This window comes from Streptomyces sp. NBC_00154, assembly GCF_026342835.1.
Lineage (GTDB): Bacteria > Actinomycetota > Actinomycetes > Streptomycetales > Streptomycetaceae > Streptomyces.
On record NZ_JAPEMI010000001.1, the window covers coordinates 7,869,645 to 7,892,559 of the forward strand.

At 67.7% G+C, this 22,915-nt stretch carries 18 protein-coding genes and 3 pseudogenes; 11 read left to right on the forward strand and 10 right to left on the reverse strand.

Going from position 1 to position 22,915, the window contains the following annotated elements; all coding sequences use genetic code 11:
* Positions 1–537: 537 nt before the first annotated feature.
* On the forward strand, positions 538–1,434 hold the full coding sequence (locus OHA03_RS35670; protein ID WP_267007755.1) for a hypothetical protein: 897 nt from the start codon (positions 538–540) through the stop codon (positions 1,432–1,434).
* Between the two features lie 49 nt (positions 1,435–1,483).
* Here OHA03_RS35670 and OHA03_RS35675 read toward each other — a convergent pair whose 3' ends face one another.
* Positions 1,484–2,752, reverse strand: a complete 1,269-nt coding sequence (locus OHA03_RS35675) for an IS256 family transposase (RefSeq protein ID WP_267008273.1) — start codon at positions 2,750–2,752, stop codon at positions 1,484–1,486.
* Positions 2,753–3,599: 847 nt separating this feature from the next.
* Here OHA03_RS35675 and OHA03_RS35680 point away from each other — a divergent pair.
* On the forward strand, positions 3,600–4,955 hold the full coding sequence (locus tag OHA03_RS35680; protein WP_267007756.1) for a replication-relaxation family protein: 1,356 nt from the start codon (positions 3,600–3,602) through the stop codon (positions 4,953–4,955).
* An 18-nt stretch (positions 4,956–4,973) separates the two neighbouring features.
* Here OHA03_RS35680 and OHA03_RS35685 read toward each other — a convergent pair whose 3' ends face one another.
* On the reverse strand, positions 4,974–5,168 hold the full coding sequence (locus OHA03_RS35685; protein WP_267007757.1) for a hypothetical protein: 195 nt from the start codon (positions 5,166–5,168) through the stop codon (positions 4,974–4,976).
* A gap of 194 nt (positions 5,169–5,362) precedes the next feature.
* Between OHA03_RS35685 and OHA03_RS35690 the strand changes: the two genes are divergently transcribed.
* From OHA03_RS35690 to OHA03_RS35705, 4 genes and pseudogenes are all read left to right on the forward strand, one after another.
* Complete coding sequence (locus OHA03_RS35690) at positions 5,363–6,544, forward strand: hypothetical protein (protein WP_267007758.1); 1,182 nt, start codon at positions 5,363–5,365, stop codon at positions 6,542–6,544.
* Between the two features lie 605 nt (positions 6,545–7,149).
* Positions 7,150–7,560, forward strand: a pseudogene (locus tag OHA03_RS35695) (MFS transporter); the annotation flags it as partial.
* Positions 7,532–7,840, forward strand: a complete 309-nt coding sequence (locus OHA03_RS35700) for a transposase (protein WP_267007759.1) — start codon at positions 7,532–7,534, stop codon at positions 7,838–7,840. The pseudogene OHA03_RS35695 and the gene OHA03_RS35700, both read left to right, overlap by 29 nt.
* The gene (locus OHA03_RS35705) at positions 7,837–8,757 is read left to right on the forward strand and encodes an IS3 family transposase (protein ID WP_267007760.1); all 921 of its coding nucleotides are present in this window, start codon (positions 7,837–7,839) and stop codon (positions 8,755–8,757) included. Before OHA03_RS35700 ends, OHA03_RS35705 begins: the two co-directional genes overlap by 4 nt.
* 149 nt (positions 8,758–8,906) lie before the next feature.
* On the opposite strand, the gene OHA03_RS35715 is transcribed toward OHA03_RS35705, so the two are convergent.
* Positions 8,907–9,095 (reverse strand): hypothetical protein, encoded by a 189-nt coding sequence (locus OHA03_RS35715; RefSeq protein WP_267008294.1) that lies wholly within the window; start codon positions 9,093–9,095, stop codon positions 8,907–8,909.
* A 424-nt stretch (positions 9,096–9,519) separates the two neighbouring features.
* Positions 9,520–10,770 carry a PP2C family protein-serine/threonine phosphatase gene (locus tag OHA03_RS35720; RefSeq protein ID WP_267007761.1) on the reverse strand — a complete coding sequence of 417 codons (1,251 nt, stop codon included), beginning with the start codon at positions 10,768–10,770 and terminating at the stop codon, positions 9,520–9,522.
* Between the two features lie 332 nt (positions 10,771–11,102).
* Here OHA03_RS35720 and OHA03_RS35725 point away from each other — a divergent pair.
* Positions 11,103–11,393, forward strand: a pseudogene (locus OHA03_RS35725) (IS630 family transposase); the annotation flags it as partial.
* 31 nt (positions 11,394–11,424) lie between these two features.
* Here OHA03_RS35725 and OHA03_RS35730 read toward each other — a convergent pair.
* From OHA03_RS35730 to OHA03_RS35740, 3 genes are all read right to left on the reverse strand, one after another.
* Positions 11,425–11,934, reverse strand: a complete 510-nt coding sequence (locus OHA03_RS35730; protein WP_267007762.1) for a DinB family protein — start codon at positions 11,932–11,934, stop codon at positions 11,425–11,427.
* A gap of 377 nt (positions 11,935–12,311) precedes the next feature.
* Positions 12,312–13,094: an IS630 family transposase gene (locus OHA03_RS35735; protein ID WP_267005185.1), complete on the reverse strand. Its 783-nt coding sequence runs from the start codon at positions 13,092–13,094 to the stop codon at positions 12,312–12,314.
* Positions 12,983–13,390: a helix-turn-helix domain-containing protein gene (locus tag OHA03_RS35740; RefSeq protein ID WP_267005186.1), complete on the reverse strand. Its 408-nt coding sequence runs from the start codon at positions 13,388–13,390 to the stop codon at positions 12,983–12,985. Before OHA03_RS35740 ends, OHA03_RS35735 begins: the two co-directional genes overlap by 112 nt.
* A 220-nt stretch (positions 13,391–13,610) precedes the next feature.
* Here OHA03_RS35740 and OHA03_RS35745 point away from each other — a divergent pair, with 220 nt between their 5' ends.
* Positions 13,611–14,876 carry an IS701 family transposase gene (locus OHA03_RS35745; protein ID WP_267007763.1) on the forward strand — a complete coding sequence of 422 codons (1,266 nt, stop codon included), beginning with the start codon at positions 13,611–13,613 and terminating at the stop codon, positions 14,874–14,876.
* A gap of 362 nt (positions 14,877–15,238) precedes the next feature.
* Here the strand turns inward: OHA03_RS35745 and OHA03_RS35750 are convergent, their stop codons facing one another.
* Complete coding sequence (locus OHA03_RS35750; protein WP_267008274.1) at positions 15,239–15,856, reverse strand: recombinase family protein; 618 nt, start codon at positions 15,854–15,856, stop codon at positions 15,239–15,241.
* A gap of 299 nt (positions 15,857–16,155) precedes the next feature.
* Here OHA03_RS35750 and OHA03_RS35755 point away from each other — a divergent pair, with 299 nt between their 5' ends.
* Complete coding sequence (locus tag OHA03_RS35755; RefSeq protein ID WP_267007764.1) at positions 16,156–16,821, forward strand: transcriptional regulator; 666 nt, start codon at positions 16,156–16,158, stop codon at positions 16,819–16,821.
* A complete protein-coding gene (locus OHA03_RS35760) occupies positions 16,818–18,155 on the forward strand; it encodes an MFS transporter (protein ID WP_267007765.1) in 1,338 nt (445 codons plus the stop codon). The genes OHA03_RS35755 and OHA03_RS35760 overlap by 4 nt, the downstream gene beginning before the upstream one ends.
* Positions 18,156–18,227: 72 nt before the next feature.
* Here the strand turns inward: OHA03_RS35760 and OHA03_RS35765 are convergent, their stop codons facing one another.
* Together OHA03_RS35765 and OHA03_RS35770 are read right to left on the reverse strand one after the other, a co-directional pair.
* On the reverse strand, positions 18,228–19,508 hold the full coding sequence (locus tag OHA03_RS35765) for a transposase (protein WP_267007766.1): 1,281 nt from the start codon (positions 19,506–19,508) through the stop codon (positions 18,228–18,230).
* Positions 19,487–21,259 (reverse strand): DUF4158 domain-containing protein, encoded by a 1,773-nt coding sequence (locus OHA03_RS35770; protein ID WP_267007767.1) that lies wholly within the window; start codon positions 21,257–21,259, stop codon positions 19,487–19,489. Before OHA03_RS35770 ends, OHA03_RS35765 begins: the two co-directional genes overlap by 22 nt.
* 125 nt (positions 21,260–21,384) lie before the next feature.
* On the opposite strand from OHA03_RS35770, the pseudogene OHA03_RS35775 reads away from it, so the two are divergent.
* Positions 21,385–22,830, forward strand: a pseudogene (locus tag OHA03_RS35775) (IS1182 family transposase); the annotation flags it as partial.
* Between the last annotated feature and the right edge of the window lie 85 nt (positions 22,831–22,915).

Consider the following 22,915-nt stretch of genomic DNA (forward strand, 5'->3'; position numbering starts at 1 on the left):
CGGAAGACGACATTCGCGACGGTCGAAAAGTCAGGTACGTCCCTTGCGATGTATGGCGAAGGGTGGCGGATTCAGCGGCCAGGGCCGGGACCGGCACATGCCACTGGAACTGCCCGGCAGACTTTCGTGAGCCACCGGCCGCTCACCGCGGCCAAGCCGAGCCTCGTTTCTGGCAACGCGAGTACACCCTCGAACCACGTGTACGTCCGCCAAGGGGGAGCCCGGCTCCGACCGACTTCCGTGAGGAGCGAAGCGCACGTTCATGACGTGCGCTGACACCACCATGCTGAGTTCCGTCATGCAGGACGCCACTGCCCAGTACATAGCCACCACGCTTTTCGCGGTCACCTTGGTGGTCACGGGAGCGCTGCGCACGCTGTGGCGCCGCAGGCCCTGGCAGAAGGTTCCCGAAGAGCCGGCCCCGGCACCGGAGCGTCTGTCGTCCTCGTCTGTGCGGACGATCCTGGGCACCGGCCGCCGAGCCAGACGTCGACATCTGCAGAGAGTGTCGTCTTGCGGACGACGAAAGGAGTCGTCTTGAAGACGACACGCAACCAGCGCCCCGAAGCGGAGTTCGACCGCGAACGCGCCTGGTCGCACATGCTGGAAAACCCCGGTGGCATCCGCCGCGTCACCTCCTACGGCTCCTACAGCAACAAGCGCTTAGGGGAAATCGCGCGACGCTACGACCAGATCGCCCAGCGTGCCCAAGGCCTGCTGCAGCCGGCCGCGTCCGAGACCGACGTACTCGCCGCCCTCCTGGTGATCCGCTCGCTGCGCAACAAGCTGGATACCGACGAACTGATGCTCATCACCCTGGCCCGCTCGCAACGGATCACCTGGGCCCGCATCGCCGACGCCCTTGAGATGAGCAACCGGCAGTCGGCTGAACGACGCCACCTCCAGCTCAGCCGCGCCCACCCGCACGCGGATGGCAGCCTGCCCCGCACCCAGAGCGAACGAGTCGAGGACGTCCGCGAGCGCCGGGGCCGGCGCACCGAACGGAAGTGGGCCTGGCAACACGCCCGCACGATCCGTGCGACAGCCGAGGCCCTCACTGCCATCCCGGACCTCCAACAGCGCGCCGACACATCGCAGGAAGCCACGCTCATGGCCGCACCGGTCAATACCGACACCGCCCGGCCGAAACCCATGCACATGGCCTGGCCAGGTGCCCTGAAGGAATGCCTCGCCGAACACCTGCGCCTCTGCGCCGCACCGGAACAGCACCTCAGCCCCGAACGACATGGTCTCGGAGACGAGAAATGGCAGCTTGAGCAGCAGGAAACCGACATCCTGCATCGCATGCTCGGACTCCTCAGCTACGCCGCCAACCCCCGCCACGTAGACCTGACCGATCACCCTGAACTTCTCAAGAGGATCATCCGTCTCTACGACGAGTTCCAGCAGCACAGTCGGGTCTATCAGGAATGAGGTGTGATTCGTCTGATTGGCCTACAGGTTCTTCGGTGGGCTGATTGGTCTACACCCGTCCGGCGGTGAGGCGGCCGTCGAAGAGGAGGTCGAACTCGTTCAGCGCGCTCTTCCAGCGGTTGTTCCAGCGCTGGCGGCCGCGTCCGGTGGGGTCGAGGGCGAGGGTGGCCAGGTAGAGGCGCTTGAGGGCGGCGGTCTCGTTGGGGAAGTGTCCGCAAGCTTGGGCCGCGCGTCGGTATCGGGCGTTCAGCGACTCGATGGCGTTGGTGGTGTAGACGACCTGGCGGATGGCGTCCGGGAGGCCGAGGAAGGGAACGAATTCGCTCCAGGACCGTTCCCAGATCCCGGTGATCGACGGGTACTTCTTGCCCCATGTGCCGTCGAAGTCGGCCAGTCGCTGCCGGGCCTGCTCCTCGTTGACGGCCGTGTAGACGGGCTTGAGGTCGCGGGCGACGTCGGCCCAGTCGCGGCGGGACGCGTAGCGCAGGCTGCCGCGGATGAGGTGGACGATGCAGGTTTGCACCACGGTCTGCGGCCAGACGGTGTTCACCGCGTCGGGCAGGGCGGAGAGGCCGTCGCAGACCAGCATCAACACATCGCGGACGCCCCTGTTCTTGATCTCGGTCAGGACGGTCTGCCAGTACTTGGCGCCCTCGCCGCCGTCGCCGGCCCACAGTCCCAGGATCTCCCGGTAGCCGTCGGCGGTGACCGCGATGGCCACATAGACGGGTCGGTTCGCGACGTGCCCGTCGCGGATACGGACGTGGATCGCGTCGATGAAGACCACCGGATAGACCGCGTCGAGCGGGCGGGTGCGCCATTCCGCCATCGACTCCAGAGCTTTGTCGGTGATGGTGGAGACGGTCTCTTTTGTGGTCGTCATCCCGTACACCTCGGAGAGATGGGCGACGATCTCGCCGGAGGTCAGGCCCTTCGCGGTCAGCGACAGGACCATCTCGTCCAGCGCACCCGTCCGGCGGGCGTACTTGGGCAACAACCGTGGGGTGAAGGTGCCCAGGCGGTCCCGGGGGACCTGCACGGTCACCGTGCCGACCTCCGTCATGACTTTCTTGGCCCGGTAGCCGTTACGCATGTTGCCGCCCGAGCGTGAACCGCGGCCGCCGGCCCGCCCGGCCTCCGCCGCGAGATGCACATCCATCTCGGCCTCCAGGGCGGCCTGCATCAGATGCTGGGCCAGCTCGGGCAGCAGCCCGCCCTCGCCCATCAACCGCAGCCCTCCTAGGCGCACCTTCTCGGCCGCCAGCGCGGCCAGCTCCTCCAGCAGCTCGCTGGACAGACCGTTCTCGGATACCGGCATCGACTTCACGTCGGCACCCTCGATGCTCTCACCAGCCACGGCAAGCGACACACCGTCAGCGGCCTCGATCAGGTGATCCGTCGTCGTACTCATCAGGTGACTCCTTCGGGGAAGCACACACCTGATTCATGACACTCCCGCACAGTCGCCGCTGACGTCATTCTCGGGGAGTCACCACGGCCGGTCGGCGGTGCGGCTGGCGAAGGTCGCCCGCCTACCAGTCGTGAGTGCCGTGGCTCTCGGGACGGCGGTGTCGAGGCGCCGTCCCGGGAGCTTCGGGGCTGGCGCCATTCAGGGTGGGGGGCCTGGGCGCTGCTGATTCACTCTCGGCGCTGGGTGGGGTGTCGGGGCGGTGACGCGCGAGTGGGCGGCGTGTCCGTCACCTGGTTGGGCCGCAGCGGTGTCTCTTCTGCTGGTGTCTGGTCGCTCGTTGGGCGTGGTGAGTGGTGAGTGGTGTGCGGTGGAGCACCGGAGCTCTGCCGGTCTCTGTCCTCACTATCGAACGGACTGCCCGCTACTCACCACGACTGCTCGCGTTCCGGGTGGCCGGTGGCCGGTGGCCGGTGGCCGGTGGCCGGTGAGTTGGGCAAGCCTGTCCGGGCCTTGCGTTTTTCCCTACAGCCTCCCCTACAGTCGCCCCTACACTCTGCCCTACAGTGATCACTGACGGGGTGACCGGTTGCCGTGCTGGTCAGTGCCTGGTTCGTGGCTTGCCCGCCGGTCCGACACCCCTTTACCGACTGTTCGTTGTCGGTGAAGGGGACTTGAGAAGACGCGGCGGCGCGGGCAGCCGGCTGCGGGCGGTCGGGCTGTCCGCCGTGGTGCCGGACGAGGGATGGGGAGCGGGATGGGTAGGGCGGAGTGGCCGTACAACTCGACGGCCAGGGCGCGGGGTCTGGTGCTTTTGGCGTTGGGGGTGGTGAAGGTCGCGACGGCGGAGCAGTTGCGGCAGTTGGTGCTGCCGGGGACCGCGGATCTGCAGACGGTGCGTAACGCGTGCAAGGACCTGCGGCACGCCGGGCTCATGGAGTCGGTGGGCCGCACGTCCAGCCTCGGGGCGAACGGGCGGCCGGTGCGGCGGGACTTGTGGAACCTGACAACGTCCGGGCTCGCGGCGGCCGCGTCCGAGCTGGGGCGGCCGGTGCGGGAGATGGGCGGTACCGCGAGGGACGCGGCGAAGGCCGGCGCCGCGCACGCTCTGGCGGTGACGGACACGATCGACGCGTTCCGCCAGTCGCCACCCCTGCCGACGAAACCCGTCGCTCGCCGCACCACCCGCCCCGCCCCAGACCGCGTCCTGCCGGTCCGGCCGCGCGGGTTGGGGCACCTGCGGGGCTGGGAGACCGAAGTCGCCCTTCCGGTCACGGGCACGTTCACGACCCCCGCGAGGGGCAGCCTGCGTGCGGATGCGGTGCTGACGGCGCCGGAGGACCTGGTGCCGGTGTTGTTCGTGGAGGTCGACAACCACACCGAACCCGCAGCGGTCGTCGCCGCGAAGATCGACCGGTACCAACGATTCTTCCGGCGCCAGGTCAAGAACGACCGCGGTCGTGACGTCCCGTTGTGGTCGACGCTGTGGGACGACTCCGGCCGCGGTGGCTTCCCGCCTGTCGCCCTGGTGTTCACGAAGGACGTCGGCGCGCAGGCGCGGATGAACCGCATCAAGACCATCCGCGACCTGTCCCGCACCTGCTGGCAGCCCCGCTGGCAGAACCCGCACGGCTGGTCACCCAAGGACACGGAGGACGACGGCTGGTGGGACCACGCCGGCACGGTCCCCGTCATCGCGACCCACCTCGACCAGCTCCGCACCCACGGCCCCCACGGGCCGGTGTGGTGGCGGTTCGGGCACAGCGACTGGCAGCCGATCACCGACGCCCTCACCAATACCGGCACCAAAGATGAGTACCGCGCCCGCGAAGACCAGCGCAGCGTGGAGCGCGAAGCCCAGGAGGAGCGCCGTCGGCAGGAGCGGGAGGAGGAGCTTTCCCGCCGGGAGGCGGGGAAGTGGGTGTGCCCGTCCTGCGGTGGCTTGGTCTACCCCGGCGGGGGCGAGCCAGTGGCCACAGGCAGCCCGTGCACGGTCTGCCGCAAGATCACGGACAGTCAGCAGCCCCAGCAGCCGCCCACGGCCCAACGGGCGGTCTCAGCTGCGGAGGCCGCCGAGACCAACGGAATCCTGGCCCGCCTGCGCCGCACGTAGCCGTCCGCGGTGGGGGTGTCAGATCCAGGTGCCTTCGAGTGCGCGGCGGTCGCCGGTGAGGGCGTAGCGGCGTGTGGCGAGGATGGTTTCGACGTCGCAGCCGATGTCGTCGGCGTACCGGGCGAGGACCGTGTCGGCGGCTTCCTGGTCGGACAGGTAGGCCGGGGCGAGTTCGAGAGCGGTCTGGCCCAGCTTTCCGCCGGCCGCGACCATCTCGTCGACCAGGCGCCGTACCGCTGTCGTGTCAGTGGGGTGCCGTTCCGCGTCAGCGAGCGCCCGGGCCAGAGCATCGTCGATGTCCTCAGCGGCGGTGTTGTCGGCTGCGGGGAGCGGAGCCTGGCGGAGCTCGTCGCCGGGTTCATCGCGTTTCGGGCGTCGTTGTCGGTGGGATACGCGAGACTGCCGATGTGTTGATCGGTGATCTCGTCGTGGGTATCGAGCTGGTGTTCGGGGTTGCGATCGCTCTGCTCCTCATTCCCGGACCGGTTCAGCGCTGGTGGTTGCGGGCTTTGGAGCGCTTCGAGCGACTGCGCGTCGCCTCGGGGGTGCGTCGAGCCGCTCCGCTCTTGTTCCAGATGCTGCTGCTGCCGCCTCGGATACGAGATCGGGTCGACGGCCACGGATTGGCCCCTCGGTACGTCGTGCGGTGGTGGCGTGCTCTGCCCCTGGCCATGCCAATCAAGGCACTCCGGTTTGGCTTGCTGCTACTCGTCTTGTTGAACGTCGACGGCATGGCGGACTGGGAGCATCTGCGGTTGAGCGCGGATCCGGGACCGAAGCCTGGCGTGGTGCAGAAACTGCTCAGCAGCATTGTGGCTGTGCCAATGTCGGTGCGCACCTGGGGCTTTGGCGCGATCGGCAAAGTGGCGACCTTACTGGCCGTCGCCCTGTTCTTGGTCGCCGAAGTGCTACTCCTCAGGCGCACAACCCTGACCAGCACCGGCAGCGCCGCGACGCATGCCGCCTATGACCTGGAGGCCCTCGCTGAGTACCCGGACAGGGAGGGTGCACGAAAGGAGTACCGGCGCTGTTGGCCAATCGTTGCACTGCTGACGGTCGCAGCTCAATGCGCCACAGTTCTCCGTCGATGGGAGGAAACGCAGCCGGACTGCCAGATCCCGCGAGTTTCCATGCAACCGGTTGAGCAAGCTATCTGGAGAGCCCATCGCACCTGCCGCGCCAGAGCCAGACGGCACAACGAGCGGCAGTTCAAGGCGCATGCCGCACTGGTGGTGGGCGCGCTGCGTAGGGCCGAAGCGCGCCAGGACTCCGAGCCCGGCCGCGCCCTTGAAGACCTCACCGTGATGCTGTTGACCATCGCCGAACGCTACGCCGAGGGCCGCATCGACGACCTTCTCGACGCAGATCAACTCGCCGGTGTGGATCCGGCCGCGCCGAGGGAGCGATTGCGGATGGTCGTGGTGGGGCTCGTGGTCGTGCTGGTCATGGCTTGTGCGGCCGTCCTCGGGTTGCCCGAGGCCGCACTCGTTCCTGTGCTGCCGGTGGTGGTGTTGTTTGTCGCGGTCGTCTTCAACCGCGGTCGGATGCCAACGGCGGGGCAACTCACCGATTTGATCATCCCTCGATGAAGCTGAACAGCCCATGTCGAAGCCCCACCCGCCTCGCCACATAGGACACCGTCTTGTGGACGTTCGAGCGGCGGCAGCCGGGCAGGGCAGTCCTGCTCGGTCACAGTGCCTACTCCCAGTGTGAGTGGGCGGGCTGATGGCATTGGGTGGGCGTCAGAGGGGCGGGGGTGCTGGGTGCCTGGCCGCATGGGGACGGTTGCGGGCAGTTCCGCTGTCATGAGGTGACCAGGCGGCTGCTGATTTCTGACCAGTGCGAGGTGGGTCGGCTGTGGAGGTGACTGTTCCCATGCGGTGAGGCTGTGGGGCGGGTCTGATCGCAGTTGTTTCGTTTCCGCAGCAGCCGTCGACAGGGTCGGGGACCCTGACTACGCGTTCACGTTCGATGTCGGCACGATCGCCTGACACGGGCCTCTTCGAGAGACGGCGCGCTGCCACGCGAGGCCGATTACATCCGGTTGGTCTTGTGTGCGTGGCGATCGGAAGGCGGCTCGGGGCTGATGTCAGAGGCAGTGGCTACGGTCAGCGTCCATGGCTTCACAACTGGATTCTGATAGGCAGTCTCGACCCGGTCGGCACTCCCTCGGACGTATCTCGTCTGGCTCGCCGGAACCCGTGCCTCGTTCCTTGGCGATGCGGCCATGTACTTCGCCCTGGGTTGGGCAGCCAGTGCTCATGGCGGTGCGACGGCCGCTCTGGTCTTGACCGCTGTCAACCTTCCGCGCACGGTTCTGCTGCTGTTGGGTGGTGCCGTGGGTGATCGATTCGGCGCCCGCCGGGTGATGATTGTCGGGGATTGCGTGATGTTAGCTGCCGTGCTGCTGGCCATGGTGAGCCTTCGCGTGGGGACGCCGCCGTGGCTGCTCAGAGGCCCAGGCTGCCAGGCAGATCCGGGAGCTGATATCGCTCCCAAGGTCGTAATGAGGTTCCCCCGAGATGCGGGGATGGGTGACAGAGGGTCAGATGGGTCTCATGAGAGGAGCCCAGACGATGCCTGCCCCGAGGAAGTACCCGCTTGAGTTGCGTGAGCGTGCGGTTCGGATGTACCGGACTGCTGAGCCGAAGCCTGTGATCCGCCGCATGGCGGAGGAACTCGGCGTGCACCACGAGGCCCTGCGCAACTGGATCCGTCAGGCAGAGGCCGATACCGGCGAGCGAGACGACATCCTCACCACCGTCGAGCGTGAGGAGCTGGCCGCCCTGCGGAAAGAGAATGCCCAGCTCAAGCGGGCGAACGAGGTCCTGCGGACGGCCTCGGCTTTTTTCGCGGCCCAGCTCGACCCGACCCGGCCCAGGTGACCGCGCTCGTCGATGCGCACCCGCACCTGGGGGTCGAGCCCGTACTCCGGGAACTCTCCATCCCCTCCTCCACCTATTACCGATGGCGCCAGGCCGAGAAGGAGCCATGCGAGCGACGCCGCCAGGACGCCGAACTCACAGGGAAGATCCGGCAGGTCCACGCCGACTCCGGCGGGATCTACGGCTCACCCCGCGTGCACGCCGTCCTGCGGCGTGAAGGCGTCCACGTCGGCCGCAAACGCGTCGAACGGCTCATGCGCCAGGCCGGCCTGGCCGGGATCAGTCCCCGCCGGGGCAAGGGCTTCACCCGACGCGACCCTGACGCCGATCTCGCTCCTGACCTGGTGCAACGCGACTTCACCGCGGCCGTGCCGAACCGGCTGTGGGTCACCGACCTGACCATGATCGCGACTCTGGAGGGCCCCCTGTGGCTCTCCGCGATCCGCGACGCGTTCTCCCGCCGGGTCGTGGCCTGGGAAACCTCCGCACGTGCGGACGCCGACCTCGTCCTGACCTCGCTGGAGTATGCCCTGGCCAGCCGCGAAGTCACGCCCGGTGAGCTCATTCACCACGCGGACCACGGCACCCAATACACCTCCGTGAAGCTCACAACACGCCTGGTCAGAGCCGGGATCCAGGCATCCATGGGCACGGTCGGCGACTCGTTCGACAACGCCCTCGCGGAGAACCTGTGGATGGTCATCAAGACCGAGTGCATCCGCGGCCGCGTCTTCGCCACCAGAGCCGAAGCGAACCTCACGCTCTTCGAGTACATCGACGGCTTCTACAACCCCCGCCGCATCCAGAAACGACTCGGCTACCTCAGCCCGATCGAGTACGAGGAGAAGCACTACGCCGACCAGGCAGCGACCGAACCAGTGAACCTGAAACCACGTCAACCCGCCCTGACCAGCTAGTCAGCCACCCCCGCACAGCGGGGGAACCTCATAAGGAGTCCTTATGGGACTGTTGACCCAAATCGCCACCCTGCGACTGGCGCCGGTGCGCGGTGCGGCCTGGGTCATCGAGCGCGTCGTCGAGACCGGAGAGAAATCAGCATGCGGGTCTACCGACCGGGTCGGGGGCTCCGGGTGGTCAGGCGGGTCCATTCGTGGTCGCGCTGGCCGGGAATGAGGCGTCCGGCTGCGGCCCATTCGGCGGCGAGTGCGGTGTAGATCGGTTCGGTGCCGGTCGGGCGGACCGTCTCCTCGGCGCGGTTGGTGCCCGGAGCGGGCGGTGTGGATACCGTGGTCATGCCCAGCTAACGACCCCCTTTGCGCTGGGGTCACCGTTGAGCGGTCCGTCAGGTGCAGAAAGCCGGTGCGGCCCCCAGGACACCGTGAGGCACCGCCTGGGGACCCCGGCAGGATGCCGACAGACCGGGGGCGGGAAGCATCCGCGACACCTGATCACACTCTGACCGTCCACGGAAGGACAGCTGCGACTCCATTCCGGGGCATCTGCGTTTCTCACTCCATTGGCCGCCCGCCCTTCGGCGAGGTGCCAACATTCTGTATGCGGGCTTGGCACCTCGGCTGTGCCCTGCCGCAGACGACGACTTACGAGACGGCATGGCGGGCGTGGCGTGATCGCGAGCGCGATCTGCAGGAAGCGATCACGCGGTACGCCAAAAGTGAGGCCCTTGACCGCAACGACCTCGAGCAGGCTGTGCGCAATGCCTAAGCTTCAGTCCTGCAGGGCGGCGGGTGGTCGGCGGGGTTCCCGCGCCATTCGATCAGGAAGACGGTTGCGTCGTCGCTGGTGTGCCCGCCGCGTTCCTGTTTCAGGGCGTGGGAGAGCTGGAGCGCCTCGGCCCGCATTCCTCCTTCCTGCTGTTCGAGTTGGTTGACGCAACCGATGAGCTTTTCCTCGCCGAAGGGTTGTCCGTCTGCGTTCCGCTCTTCGATCACCCCGTCGGTGTAGCACAGCACCCGGTCGCCACGTTGGAGCTGGATCTCGCTGAGGGAGGGGCATGCGCCGCCGAGGCCGACGGGCAGGGTGGTCGGGCCTTCCAGCTGGCGCACCACCTGCTTCTCCCGGATCAGTAGCGGTACGGGGTGGCCCGCGTTGACCCATTGGAACAGGCCGGTGGTGATGTCCAGTTCCATCATCTGTGCGGTGACGAAGTGGTCGGCCCCGAACTGTTCGGCGATGGCCTGGTCCATGTACTGGTACTTGTCGGCCAGGCTGATGCCGGCGCGTCTGGCATGCCGGTAGGCGCCGACGGCGACGGTCGCCATGGTGGCGGCGTCCAGACCGTGGCCCATGGCGTCGATGACCGCCGCGTGCAGGGTGTTGTCGTTGAGGGCGTAGTCGAAGCTGTCGCCGGCGATGTCGTATGCGGGCTCGACGGCCCCGCCCACCGCGACCTGCGGCACGGACATCGTCAGCGGCGGCAGCAGGGACCACTGCATCTCCGCGGCCACACTCATCGGTTCACGGCGCCGGGCCTGGAAGAACCGGTCGGTGTAGGCATGCTTGGTGACCACAATATCCGCGACCAGACTGGCGAGCCGGCGCAGCAGCCGCCGGTCGTCGTCATCGACGGTGTCCAGGGTCAGGGCCAGCACTCCCACCTCGTCGCTGCCGTCCAGCAACGGCAGATACATCCGCACGCCGTCCGCCTGCGCCACCTCGACGGGGGTGGCTCGCAGGAACGCCGTACCGGCCGGAGAGTCAGCGATTTCCTCGGGCTCGCCGACAAGGAGTCTCTGGCCCGGCAGCGGCACCAGAAGCTCCCGCGCATAGTCCTGCAGGAGGATCGAGACGTCGCGGCCACCGATGCCGGCCACTTCGTCTGCGATCATCGGAGCGATCAACTGCGGCGGCATCTCGTGCGCACGGTCCAACAGCAGACCGAGGAGCCGCTCACCGAACCCCCCTGACCGGTCCACCACCTTCTTGCCGGGCCGCCGCTCACGTTCCTCCATAACCGCAGCCGCCCCTTCTGACCTGATCGTCCGCAATCGTTGACCTTTGTGAGGCATCGACCATCGCCTCAGAAACTCGTCCCCTGATCATCGCCGCCGCTACCTGGCTCACCGGCTGTGAGGGCTTCCGTGGCCGGTGAATCACTCCACCAGTGCAAACGGGACTGGTATCGGGCTGAGGTTGAGTCAGTGGGGTTTGCCGCAAGGGCGGCGGCGCCCGGTGCAGGCAAGGAGATCTGGCCTGCACCCCTTGACCGCACCCGACCGAATATTCTTCATGCGTGCGCACATGGACATGACATGTCGGGGGTACGCGGAGCCTGCACAGACTGATCCGGCACTGGGCGCGGAAGAACCGGGTCGAGCTGTGCTTCACCCCGACCTACGCGTCCTGGGCTAATCCGATCGAAGCCCACTTCGGGCCTCTGCGGCAGTTCACCGTCGCCAACTCCAACCACCGCAACCACACGGTCCAGACCCGGGCCCTGCACGCCTACCTGCGCTGGCGCAACAAGAACGCCCGCCACCCCGACGTGCTCGCCGCCCAGCGCCGCGAGCGGGCCCGGATCCGCAGCGAGAAGGGCATCCGATGGGGCGGACGCCCCCTCGCCTCCGCGGCCTGAGGAACCCGGCGAACCTCATCCGGTCACAGGATCAGCCGGCGTAGGGGTTACCGCCGAGCCACGTGGTGCCGTCGATCAGTTCGCGTGCCGCGTCCAAGTGGCCGCTGTGGCACGCGACTTCGGTGAGCACATGGATCAGAATGCGCCGCACATCAGGCAGTCGCCAGGTCGGCCAGTACTCCACAGGCCAAGCAGCCGGCTCCTGGTCGAGCGCGGTGGCGGCGAGCACGGCGTCCGCCGCCGTGATGGCTGCCCGGTAATCGGCGAAGACCTGCTCGGCGCTCATCCCCTCGGGCACGTACCAGTGCGCCTCCGCGCCCGCAGTGAGCTGTCCGGCCACATCCGGATCGCCAGCGATCACCCCGCGGAACCAGAAGCGTTCGACGTCCACGGTGAGGTGACGCAGCAACGCCAGACAGCTCCAGCCACTGGGCAGGACCGGCCGCCGCAGATCCTCCTCCGACAGCCCTTCGAGAACTCCGATGACGTGATTGCGCTGGCGGTCAAGAGCGCTCTTGAGGGCGTCGAGTTCGGCGTTCACCGCAGGGTGCGCAGATCGGCGAGGCGTTCCAGGGCCCCCGCCAGCTATCTCTCCCAGCTCTCCTGTCGTACCTGTTGCACTCGTCATAACGCGCGCCTCCGGTCTCCTGCAGATCATCTGCGGCCTGGACGCTACACCGGGGCTACGACAACACCTGGCCGAGCACGTACGAGGCTCGCCCTACGCAAACCCCCACCGATCCAGTTCTGTCGCCAGCACCACATGCCTCCGGTGCGCGATGACCTCCTGCGAGAAGTAGTCGCGCCAGCTGCGGGCTCTTCTCCTACGTCGACTGCCCCGGCCGCTCAGCGCCACGTCGTCCGGTACCCGCCAACCCGGCAAACCTTGCCGGTCAGCGCACTAGTAGACCGTCGCGGCTAATTTTTGGGATAGAGGTGGCGCAGTTTGATGCGTGCGTCGTGGGTGGTGAACTGCCAGTCGACCTGACGTTGGTCGGTGTTGGTGGCGTTCTGCCAGGCCGAGAGTTCGGTGTTGAGGTTGTCGAGGTCACCGATCCGGCGGTCGAGGCATTGCCGGGTCAGCGCGGAGAGTTCGATCTCGGCGATGTTGAGCCATGACCCGTGTTTGGGCGTGTGATGGATCTCGAGGCGCTGGGCCAGGGCGAATGCTTCTTCTGGTTCGAATGCCTCGTACAGTGAGGCGATGCCGTGGGTGTTGAGGTTGTCCATCACCAGCACCACGGATTCGACGTCGGGGTAATCCACGCTCAGCAGCTGCTTGACCTGGCCGGCCCAGTCGATCCGGGTCCGCTGGGACAGCGCCTGGACTCGACGCCACCCGCGAAGGGGTTCGACCCACACGAAGATCGAGCACGTGCCGCAGCGGATGTACTCGCTGTCCTGGCAGGCATCGCGACCAGGGCGGGCCGGGAGCGGGTCGCGGACATGGTCGAGGAGCTGGTAGGGCTTCTCGTCCATGCACACCACGGGACGTGCCGGATCGTAGGGCCGGGCATAGATGGCCAGCACGTCTTCCATCCGGGCCGCGAACTCCGCGTTCGCTCGCGGTGGGATGGTCCAGCACTTTCTCAGATGAGGACGCAGTTGCGTTTTTTTAAGACCCGCCCGATGGTGGAGTGGTCCAGATCGGGGATGTCCTCGACCAGCGCGACGTGCTTCTCCAACAGCCGCAGCGACCACCGGGCATAGCCCTGGGGTGGCTGTGAGCACGCCATCGCGATCAGCCGGGCTTCGACCTCGCCGGTCACCGGCGAGGGCACCGGCGGGAGGTCGCGCTTCTTCCGCGCGATCGTGGCGTGAACATCGCCACCGGTCTCGGCGAAACGCTTGGCGACCAGCCGCAACGTCTCACCGGAGACACCGAGCCGGGCCGCGATCGCCTCCTTGGTGTCCACCTCACCCACCGAGCTGTCCAGTGCAAGCAGCACCCGCGCACGCATGATCATCGAGGCCCCACGAACACCCGTCGTGGTCACTCGGACCAGCTCCTCACGATCCTGCGCGGTCAACCTGACCGGCCGCTTCTTCTGCGAACCCACAACAACAGTCCTATCTGGCAAAGGGGAAGGAATCTGCCAGACACCAACCTCCCAGTCAGGTGCACCATAACTAAGCGGCGACACGCTACTAGTAGGGCTTGGTCAGGTCGGTTGTGGTGGTGCGTGTCCTGCAGGTCCGGTGTGGCGTTGAGAGTGTGTGACTCCGGACGAGATTGCTGTGGTGCGTGGCGAGTTGGAGACGTTCGCGGCGGAGGTGTTCGAGCCGTTTGCGCGAAAGGATCAGCGCCGGTGGGGGCAGGTATATCTGCGGGGGCTGCTGACCGACGGGCAGCGTAAGTCGGTCGAGCCGATGGCCGCCCGGCTCGGGGAGGACGGCAATCGTCAGGCACTGGCCAACTTCATCACCACCAGCCCCTGGGACCCCGCGCACATCCGGGCCCAGCTGGCCTGGCGGATGGAGGAGGCGATCGGGCCGGAGGCCCTGGTCTTCGACGACACCGGGTTTTTGAAGGACGGGACCGCGTCGGCGTGTGTGTCGCGGCAGTACACCGGCACCGCGGGCAAGGTCACCAACTGCCAGGTCGGCGTCTCACTCCACCTCGCGTCCGACCACGCCTCGGCGGCGGTCAACTGGCGGCTGTTCCTGCCCGGGACATGGGATCCCGCCTCACCGAAGGCCGATGCGGGCAAGGTCGCCCGCCGTGCCGCCTGCGGCATCCCGGACGATGTCGGGCATGTGGAGAAGTGGCAGCTGGCCCTGGACATGCTCGACGAGACCCGCTCCTGGGGGATCGAGGTGCCGCTGGCCGTCGCGGACGCCGGATACGGCGATGCCGCCGCGTTCCGGCACGGACTGCAGGCCCGCGGCCTGAACTACGTGGTGGGGATCTCCACCACGCTGTCGGCCCAGCCCGCCGGCGCGGTGCCGGTGGCCGAGCCGTACTCGGGGTCCGGACGCCCGCCGGTGGCGAAGTATCCCGACAAGCCGCGGCCGGTGAAGGAGCTGGTCATCGCGGCGGGCCGGAAGGCGGCCAGGCCGGTGCAGTGGCGGGAGGGCTCCCGGCCCGGCACCGGCCGCTCGGGCCGCAAGCGGATGTACTCCCGCTTCGTGGCCTTGCGCATCCGGCCTGCCGGACGCGAGATCCGCCAGGCCACCGACGGCCCGGAACTGCCGGAGTGCTGGCTGCTGGCCGAATGGCCCGCCGGTGAGAGCGAGCCGGTGCAGTTCTGGCTGTCCGACCTGCCCTCCGGCATGCCTCTGACCACGCTGGTCCGGCTCGCCAAACTCCGCTGGCGCATCGAACACGACTACCGGGAGATGAAACAGGCCCTGGGACTTGCCCACTTCGAGGGCCGCACCTGGAACGGCTGGCACCACCACGTCACCCTCGTCTCCGTCGCGCACGCCTTCTGCACCCTGCAACGACTGGCCCGGGCCCCAAAAGACGCGGCGCCGGCCTGAGCCTCTACCAGGTCGTCCGCGAGCTGCAGATACTCCTCGCCCTCTGGACCGGTGCCTGCCCCACCTGCCACCGCAACATACCCACACCGATACGAACCTGACCAAGCCCTACTAGAAGACTGCTGAAAATCTCGGGTTCTGCCCCCGGCTTGGTGGAGCCGAGGCCAGTCTTGTGGGCATGCAGGGGGAATGGGCTGGGGAGACGGTCGGGCCGGATGTGTGGGAGACCTGCCGGGAGTTGATCCCGGCAGGGAGCGTGTTCGCGTTCCTGGCCGAGCATAGGGAAGCGCTGTTCCCGCCGGGGACGTTCGCCGACATGGGGTGCCGGTAAGAACGCTGTCACCAGCCGCAAACGGAGGTGATCAGTCCTCTGACCTGGTGGGTTGGGGCAGTTCCGGCGTGCTCGTCGCCTCAGCGAGTGCGAGGCGACCACCCTTGAGTTCGGGCACGTAGTTGTAGATGGTGTTGCGGGAGACGCCGAGGAGCTTGGCGATCGAGGTGACGGTGTTCTCCGGGCGGGCGAGTAGGTCGCGGGCGTGACGTACCTGCTCCTCGGTCATCGCCGGCGGGCGGCCGAGTCGGGCGCCGCGGGCGCGGGCGGCGTCCAGGCCCTCATTGGTGCCCTGCACGATGAGTTCGCGGATGAACTCCGCCAGGGCCGCGAACACGTGGAAGACCAGGCGCCCGCCGGGCGTGGTCGTGTCGAGTGCCTCGTGCAGCGAGGTGAAGCCGACGCCACGCTTGCGCAGGCCGGACACGATCGCGATGAGGTCCTGGATGGAGCGGCCGAGCCGGTCCAGTGACGGGACGACGAGGGTGTCGCCCTCGCGCAGGTAGTCGAGGGCCTTACACAGTTCATCGCGTTCGGCGTTCTTGCCGGACTTCTTGTCGGAGAAGATCCGGATGCACCTTGCTTCGGTGAGTGCGTGGATCTGCCGGTCGAGCAACTGTCCCTTGGTGGACACGCGTGCGTATCCCACGAGGCTGCCGGCCCGTACGGCCGGAACGGGTGCGAGGAGATCGGCGGTGTCGTCGTCCTGGGGTCGCTGCACCTGCCAGATCGTACAGAAAAGGGTGCTCCTCAGGTTCTTGAGCACATCGACTTTCTGACACCGTTTTATAGGCATGATCCGGCGTCGATACCGCCGCGCGCCGCAGCTTACCGATCTTGCTCATCAATCGGTCGGTTGATGAGCAGTGGCACCTTGCAGGCAAACCGCAAAGACTTCTTCGCGAAGGAACCTTTACGAAGAACTCTTTGCGGTCTAACGTGTGCGGTATGACCGACGCATCGAAGAGGCCGGATGGCCCGAGGGCTGAAGAAGACTCGATTGTGCTGGATGCCAAGGGGCTGCGTGCCCTGGCACATCCGGTGCGCGTGCAGCTGGTGGAGCTGCTGCGGAAGTACGGCCCGTCGACGGCTACCCGCCTCGCCGAGCGGCTGGGCGTGAATTCCGGGACGGCTAGCTACCACCTGCGCCAGCTCGGCGCGGCCGGCTTCGTCGAGGAGGATGCCGAACGCGGCAACGCGCGAGAGCGCTGGTGGCGTTCGGTACATCAGACGACGGAGATCAACGACCGGGATCTGGCCGATCAAGAGCCCGAGGCCGCGCTGGCGTATCTGCAGTCCGTCGCCGCCACTTACACCCTTCGCACTCAGCAGACGCTGAACGAGCTGCAGACGATGCCCCGTGCGTGGCATGGCACCTTCGACATGAGCGACTGGGCCCTGCGGCTCACGCCCGAAGAAGCCGTCGCCCTGCGCCAGGAGTTGAGGGCCGTCATCGCCCGCTACCGGCGGGATACGCCAGAGGCGGCGGCGAGTGCCCCCGAGGGAGCCGAGCGGGTCGCCGTGATCACGCAGGTCCTGCCCGAACTGGACGTGCCTGCCGCGTCGTCGCTCCCTACCGGCCCTCAGGAAGCGGAAGGAAGCCCGACGTCATGACCGACGACGCCTCGGAGGCCGGCGGCATACCCGGCAAGAGGTCCTTACGGCCGCTGGCCGGGGTACTGGCGGCCATGGCCGTGTCGCTCACCGGTACGCGGATCTCCGTCGTGGCACTGCCCTGGTTCGTCCTCGTCACGACCGGTAGCGCCACCCAGACCGGACTGGTCGCCTTCTGTGAGATGACCCCCTACGTGCTGGTTAAGGCGTTCACCGGACCACTGGTGGACCGGATCGGCCCCCGGGCCGTTTCCTGGACCACCGATCTGGCCAGCGCGACCGCCGCCGCCGCGGTTCCCCTGCTCCACGCCCTGCACCTGCTGTCCTTTCCGCTCCTGCTGGTTCTGGTCGCGCTGATCGGCGCGGCCCGCGGCCCCGGCGACCTGGCCAAGGAGGTGATGGTCCCGGAAGCGGCCGAGCACGGCCGGGTGCCGCTGGAACGGGCCACCGGCCTGTCCGGCGTGACCGAACGGCTCGCCTCCACCATCGGCCTGGCGGTCGGCGGATCCCTGGTGGCGCTGCTCGGTCCTCTGACGGGACTTGCCGTCAACGCGGGCTGCTTCGCCCTCGGATCGGTGATCATCAAACTCACGCTGCCGCACGGCATGGGGCACCCAACCGTGGAAGCCCCGTCACAGGCCGACGAAACGGAACCGGGCTACTGGCGACGATTCGGCGAGGGCTTCACCTTCCTTCGCGGCGAGCCGTTGCTGCTCACCGTCATTGTCACGATCGGCATCACCAACCTGCTGAACGCGGCGATCACCACGGTGCTCATCCCCGTCTGGGCCAGAGAGTCCGGCAACGGGCCGGCCGCGATCGGTCTGATGGGCAGTGTGATGGGGGCCGCGGCGGTCGGCGGGAGCCTGATCGCCGCGGCGGTCGCGCACCGGCTGCGGCGGCGGATGGTGTTCTTCGCCGGGTTCCTGCTGGCCGGGGCACCGAGGTTCCTGATCCTCGCCTTCGATGCCCCGCTGGGGGCGGTACTGGCCGTCTTCGCGGTCAGCGGATTCGGTGCCGGCTTCATCAACCCCGTGCTGGGGGCCGTCCTCTTCGAGCGAGTGCCGCGCCGGATGCTGGGCCGGGTCAACGCCCTCGGTGACTCTCTGTCCTGGGCCGGTATCCCTCTCGGCGGCCTGCTCGCCGGGTCGGCGGTGGCCGCTGTCGGACTCGCGCCGGTGCTGCTCGTCTGCGGGGCCGCGTACTTCCTCACCACGAATCTGGCGGGACTGCGGCCGGAGTGGCGGGAGATGGACCGTACGCGTGGGCGGGGCGTCCGGAAGCCGCATTCCAAGGAAGACGCCTCACAAGGCAGTGCGAATGTAGCGACATGACGTTTACGGGAGGGAGGTGGACCATCTGGTTTCCTTCTCCCTCCCACCGCTCCTTCTGACCTCGCCCACGCTTCACGCACGCTCAGATGACTGCTGATCGGCGGCGTCCGTCGGAACTCGGGGGCCCGGAAGTTTGACCGCAGCAAGGTCGAGGCGGGTGTCCATGTCGAGGTTGACCTCCCCGTACGGACGCACGTGCGACCAAAACAGCGGGGTCAGGCCGCGCCGATCGGCGGGCGTGAGAAGCCCGGCCCACTCCGGTTCGCCGAGGATGTCCTGAAGCATCAGGGTGTTCACGTAGACCAGGGCCGATTGCAGAATCCGCAGGCACAGCACGAACATCTCCTGCTCGTCGCGCCGGTTCGAGGCGATCTCCCCGCCCTTGCCGTAGGCGATCACAGAGTTGGCGCCGTTGGAGGACTCCATGACGTTCAGGCCCTCCTCGATCTCCCGCTGGAGGTCCCGTAGCCGCAGGTACCGGGCCACAAAGATGGTCTTCTGGGCACGGCCGACCTCCAGCATCGCCGCATAGGTGGGGTGGGAGGCGTTGCGGGTGAAGCGCCGCAGGATCGCCTCGGTGGACGCGGTGCGGGTACGGATCGCGGTGGCGTACTTGATCATCTGGTCGTACTGCTGGGCGATGAGTTCCCAGCGGATCGGGCGGGTCAGCGCCGGGGTCAGTTGCGGGTAGGCGTCCGGTTCGCCGGCCACCGGCCGGTACAGCTTCACCTTGTTGATCCGCTTGATCCTCGGCAGTAGGTCGAAGTTCAGCAGCCTCGTGATGCCAAACCCGATTTCCGACTGGCCGTGCGAGTCCGTGTAGTTCGCCTCGACGTCCATGGTGGTGCCGTGCCGCATGGCACCCTCGATCATCGCGGCGACCTCGGAGGCGGTGCAGTTGATCAGCTGGGAGTGGATGGCCAGGGACTTCTTCTCCACGTGCCAGTAGATGAGCACCCCGCGGCCGCCGTAGCGCGAGTGCCACTCGGTGAAGAGGTTCTGGTCGTAGGCGCGCACGTGGGTGGAGTCGGAGGCGACCGCAGTCGAGCCCTGGCCCCACAACTCGGTACTGCGGGCGGCGAAGGTGGCGTTCGCGATCTGGACGGCGATGGCACGAGCGGCCTCGGCGGACAGGTAGCGGCGGCGTACGTAGCGGAGTTCGTCCTCCGTGTGGCCGTGGCCGCCGGACGCCACGGCCTTGATCCCGGTGTTCGTGCCGTACGCGTAGATCACCAGCAGCAGGCGTTCAGCCAGCACCTCCGGCGAGAGGCTGCCGCCACCGGAGACGGAGGTGACCGCGTCCAGGCAGCCGGTCCGCAGCACCGCTTCCTTCAGCATGTCGACCAGCGGCACGATGCCCGCCTCTGTACCTCGGCCTTGATCCTGCGCAGGTTGCGCGGCTCGGGCTGGGCCTCGGCCGCCGTTAGCCGGATCGCCCCGGACTTCCGCTCGGCGATGTCCAGCCAGGACAGCTTCGGCATCTGGTCGTTGAGCAGGGTCAGCTCGGCCGTCATCTGCCCGCGCAGCTCGTCGACGAACACCGCGGCGTCCAGCGGCTTGCGCAGCTCCCGGTAGTTCTCCGCCCGCCTCGCCTCGAAGTCCTGCGGCAGGTCCTCATCCGGGTTGCGCCACTTGTCGGCGCCGACGACCCATATCTCCTTGCACTTGAGCTGATCCCGCAGAGCCTGGAAGGCCACGACCTCGTAAACCATGCGCACCACCCGGCGCCGACCCCGCTTGTCGGTGCGGTGCACGACCTCCGCCCAGTCCCCGCCCATCGCCTTGTGGACCGGCACCGTCTCACCCAGCGGGTAGTACGTCGTGTTCCCCGCGTTCGCGTACCGCGCCACCAACGCCAGGGCCTCGATCACCGGCCGGTGAGCATGGTTGGAGGAACGGAACTCCAGCACGTCCAGCAGCCTGATCAGCCCGCGCCGGTAGTGGTTGGTGTACGACGCCTTCAGCGTCGTCTGCACCGTGCGCCGGTAGACCGGCCCCCGGGTCTTGAACTCGTGCACCAGCTCCCGCAGCGTCGCCTCGCCCCCGGACACCGCCGGGAACACGACCTGGCGGACCGTCCCCTCCGGGGCGCCGAGCGACGCCTCGGCGAGCTTGAAGAGGATGTTCTCCTTGCCCGACACCTTCTTGAACGCGTTGATGAGCTGCTCGGTGACCTTCTTCTCCGCCCGCGCCCCGATCCGGTGCACCGTGGAGATCAGCAGCTCCACCAGCGTGTCGGTGATCTCCCGTTCCCGCTCGTGCAGCAAGGCGGCCAGCAAGGTCACCCCCAGCGGTACCGGGTGCGTCCGCAGGTGAGAAGGCGATTCCACTGCGGCTCGCGCCCGCCAGGCGGCTACGACCTTCGGCGCGACGTCGATGAACAGATCCGGTGGCAGGCCGATCGCCCGCACCGCCAGGAGCTTGTCGATCTCGGTGAGCATCGTTTCCAGGCTCACGTTGCCCGGCGCTTCCTTGATCTTTGCCAGTATCGGCGGCGCGTCTTCGCCCTCCCCACCGCCACCTGCGGGTCCGGCGTCGTCCTGGTCGGCGCCGGCCACCAGAGCCACGATCCGCTCGATGCTCTCCACGGTCAGCCGCGAGGAAACCAGGGCCGTCAGCGACTCCTCGGCCGCCCGCAGGGCAGCCGCCACAATCCGGTCGCACCGGCCCGGCGTGGGCGGCTCGATGCTCTCCGTGCGGCAGCGCGCCAGCAGTTCCACCCGGACCTGCTCGGGCCTCCGTTCCTTGTGCGCGACGTGCTCAGCCAGATACGCCGTCAGCTTCTCCGCGTCCGCGACGCTGCACTCACGGAAGCCGAGGTGCTCCCGGACCTGCGCACGGTGGTACTCGACCGTGCGGCCCGTCCAGTCGTAGGACTCCAGCTCCGAGGCAAGAACCTGCACCTGACGGGCGACGAACTCCACGGCCTCACCGGGCAGCTCTGTCCGGTTCCGGGGAAACCGGGCGTACTGCGTATAGAACTTCAGCAGCACGGCGAAGCCCAGTCGCGTCGCACCGCGCTTGCCGGACACGAGCACCTGCTCGTCCTTCAACAGCGTCCAGTGCTCGACGAGTTCATCCAGGTCCAACGGAGTACGGGCCACGATCGCCGATCGTCCTCGCAGAGCTTCACCCACCGCAGCCGTACGGCCCCGGACTCACCCACACGGGTGACGCCCGCAAGATCACTGCCGTTTGCGGCTGATGACAGCGTTCTTACCGGCACCCCGACATGTATCCGTCGTCCAACGGCCGTCCGAGTCTGCCGCCGCAGGTTCTGGCCGCGACGGTGGTGCTGCAGAGTCTGCAGGGTCTGTCGGACTTCGAGACGGTTCAAGAACTGCGGTGTGACCTGCGGTGGAAGGCGGCCTGTGGGCTCGGGTTGTATGACATGGCCTTCGATCCGTCGCTGTTGACGTACTTCCGGCGTCGTCTGCGCAACTCCGCCGATCCGATGCGGATCTTCACCAGGGTCAAGGAAGTCGTGGCCGTGACTGGGGTGCTCAGGGGCAGGCAGCGGCGGGCGCTGGATTCCACGGTGCTCGATGACGCGGTGGCCACCCAGGACACCGTCACCCAGATCATCTCCGCGATCCGCCGGGTGATCCGCGAGGTCCCCGGCGCCCAGGAGACAGCGGCCGCGTGGTTGACGGCGCACGACTACACCGACCCGGGCAAACCGAAGATCGCTTGGAACGATGAGGCCGCCCGTGCCGCGCTGGTCGGCGCGCTGGTCACCGATGCCCTGAACCTGCTCGGGCGCCTGCCCGAACAGAACCTGGGCGAGAAGGCGGCGAACGCGGTCGGCCTGCTGGCCCTGGTCGCGGGTCAGGACGTCGAGCCGGCCGAGGACTCCGACGGGCGCGACGGCCGCTGGCGCATCGCCCGGCGCACGGTGGCGGACCGGACGGTATCCACCGTCGATCCCGACGCACGTCACATCCACAAGAACCGCACCCGCCACAGCGAAGGGTTCAAAGGGCATGCGTCCTTCGAGCCGGAGATCGGCCTGTTCACCGCTGTCGCCCTGACCAGCGGTTATGGTGCCGAGAGTCACGAGGCCACCGTCGCCCTCGATCTGCTGGATGGGGAGCAGGGTGAGTTAACCGTGCTCGGTGACTCCGCCTATGGCACCGGCGACTTACGGATGCGTCTTGAGGCCGACGGCCACACCCTGGTGATCAAGCCGCCGCCGTTGCGGCAGGCCGTCCCCGGCGGTTTCACCATCGACGACTTCCAGATCGACACAGCCGCAGGCACCGCGACCTGCCCGGCAGGACACGTCGCCAACCTCGGACAGATCAAAGCGGACGGCGCCCGCACCGCCCAGTTCAAGCGTGCCTGCACCGACTGCCTCCTGCGAGATCGTTGCACCAGCTCCAAGACCGGACGCACCCTCAACGTCCACCCCCAGCACGAACTGCTGACCGCTGCCCGGGCACAGGCCGCCACCGACCCGGTCTGGCAGGACGAATACCGCCGATGGCGGCCCCCGGTCGAACGCGCCATCGCCTGGCTGGTCGCCAAAGGCAACCGCCGGGTCCCTCACCGCGGCGTGATCGCCAACAACATCTGGCTCCACCACCGAGCCGCCGCCCTCAACCTCCGCCGACTGATCAACCTCGGACTCACCCGGACCAGCGGCACCTGGCGCCTCACCGCCGCCCTCGCATAGACACGAAGGGCTGCCCGGCCTACGGCCGCGCAGCCCCACAACAAGATTTTCAGCAGTCTTCTAGTAGGGCTTGGTCAGGTTCGTA

Excerpts from the sequence above, each read along its gene's own strand:
- OHA03_RS35675 (WP_267008273.1), bottom strand. The coding sequence starts at position 2,752 with ATGCCGGTATCCGAGAACGGTCTGTCCAGCGAGCTGCTGGAGGAGCTG.
- OHA03_RS35680 (WP_267007756.1), top strand. The coding sequence starts at position 3,600 with ATGGGTAGGGCGGAGTGGCCGTACAACTCGACGGCCAGGGCGCGGGGT.
- OHA03_RS35685 (WP_267007757.1), bottom strand. The coding sequence starts at position 5,168 with ATGGTCGCGGCCGGCGGAAAGCTGGGCCAGACCGCTCTCGAACTCGCC.
- OHA03_RS35700 (WP_267007759.1), top strand. The coding sequence starts at position 7,532 with ATGCCTGCCCCGAGGAAGTACCCGCTTGAGTTGCGTGAGCGTGCGGTT.
- OHA03_RS35715 (WP_267008294.1), bottom strand. The coding sequence starts at position 9,095 with ATGACCACGGTATCCACACCGCCCGCTCCGGGCACCAACCGCGCCGAG.
- OHA03_RS35720 (WP_267007761.1), bottom strand. The coding sequence starts at position 10,770 with ATGGAGGAACGTGAGCGGCGGCCCGGCAAGAAGGTGGTGGACCGGTCA.
- OHA03_RS35755 (WP_267007764.1), top strand. The coding sequence starts at position 16,156 with ATGACCGACGCATCGAAGAGGCCGGATGGCCCGAGGGCTGAAGAAGAC.
- OHA03_RS35760 (WP_267007765.1), top strand. The coding sequence starts at position 16,818 with ATGACCGACGACGCCTCGGAGGCCGGCGGCATACCCGGCAAGAGGTCC.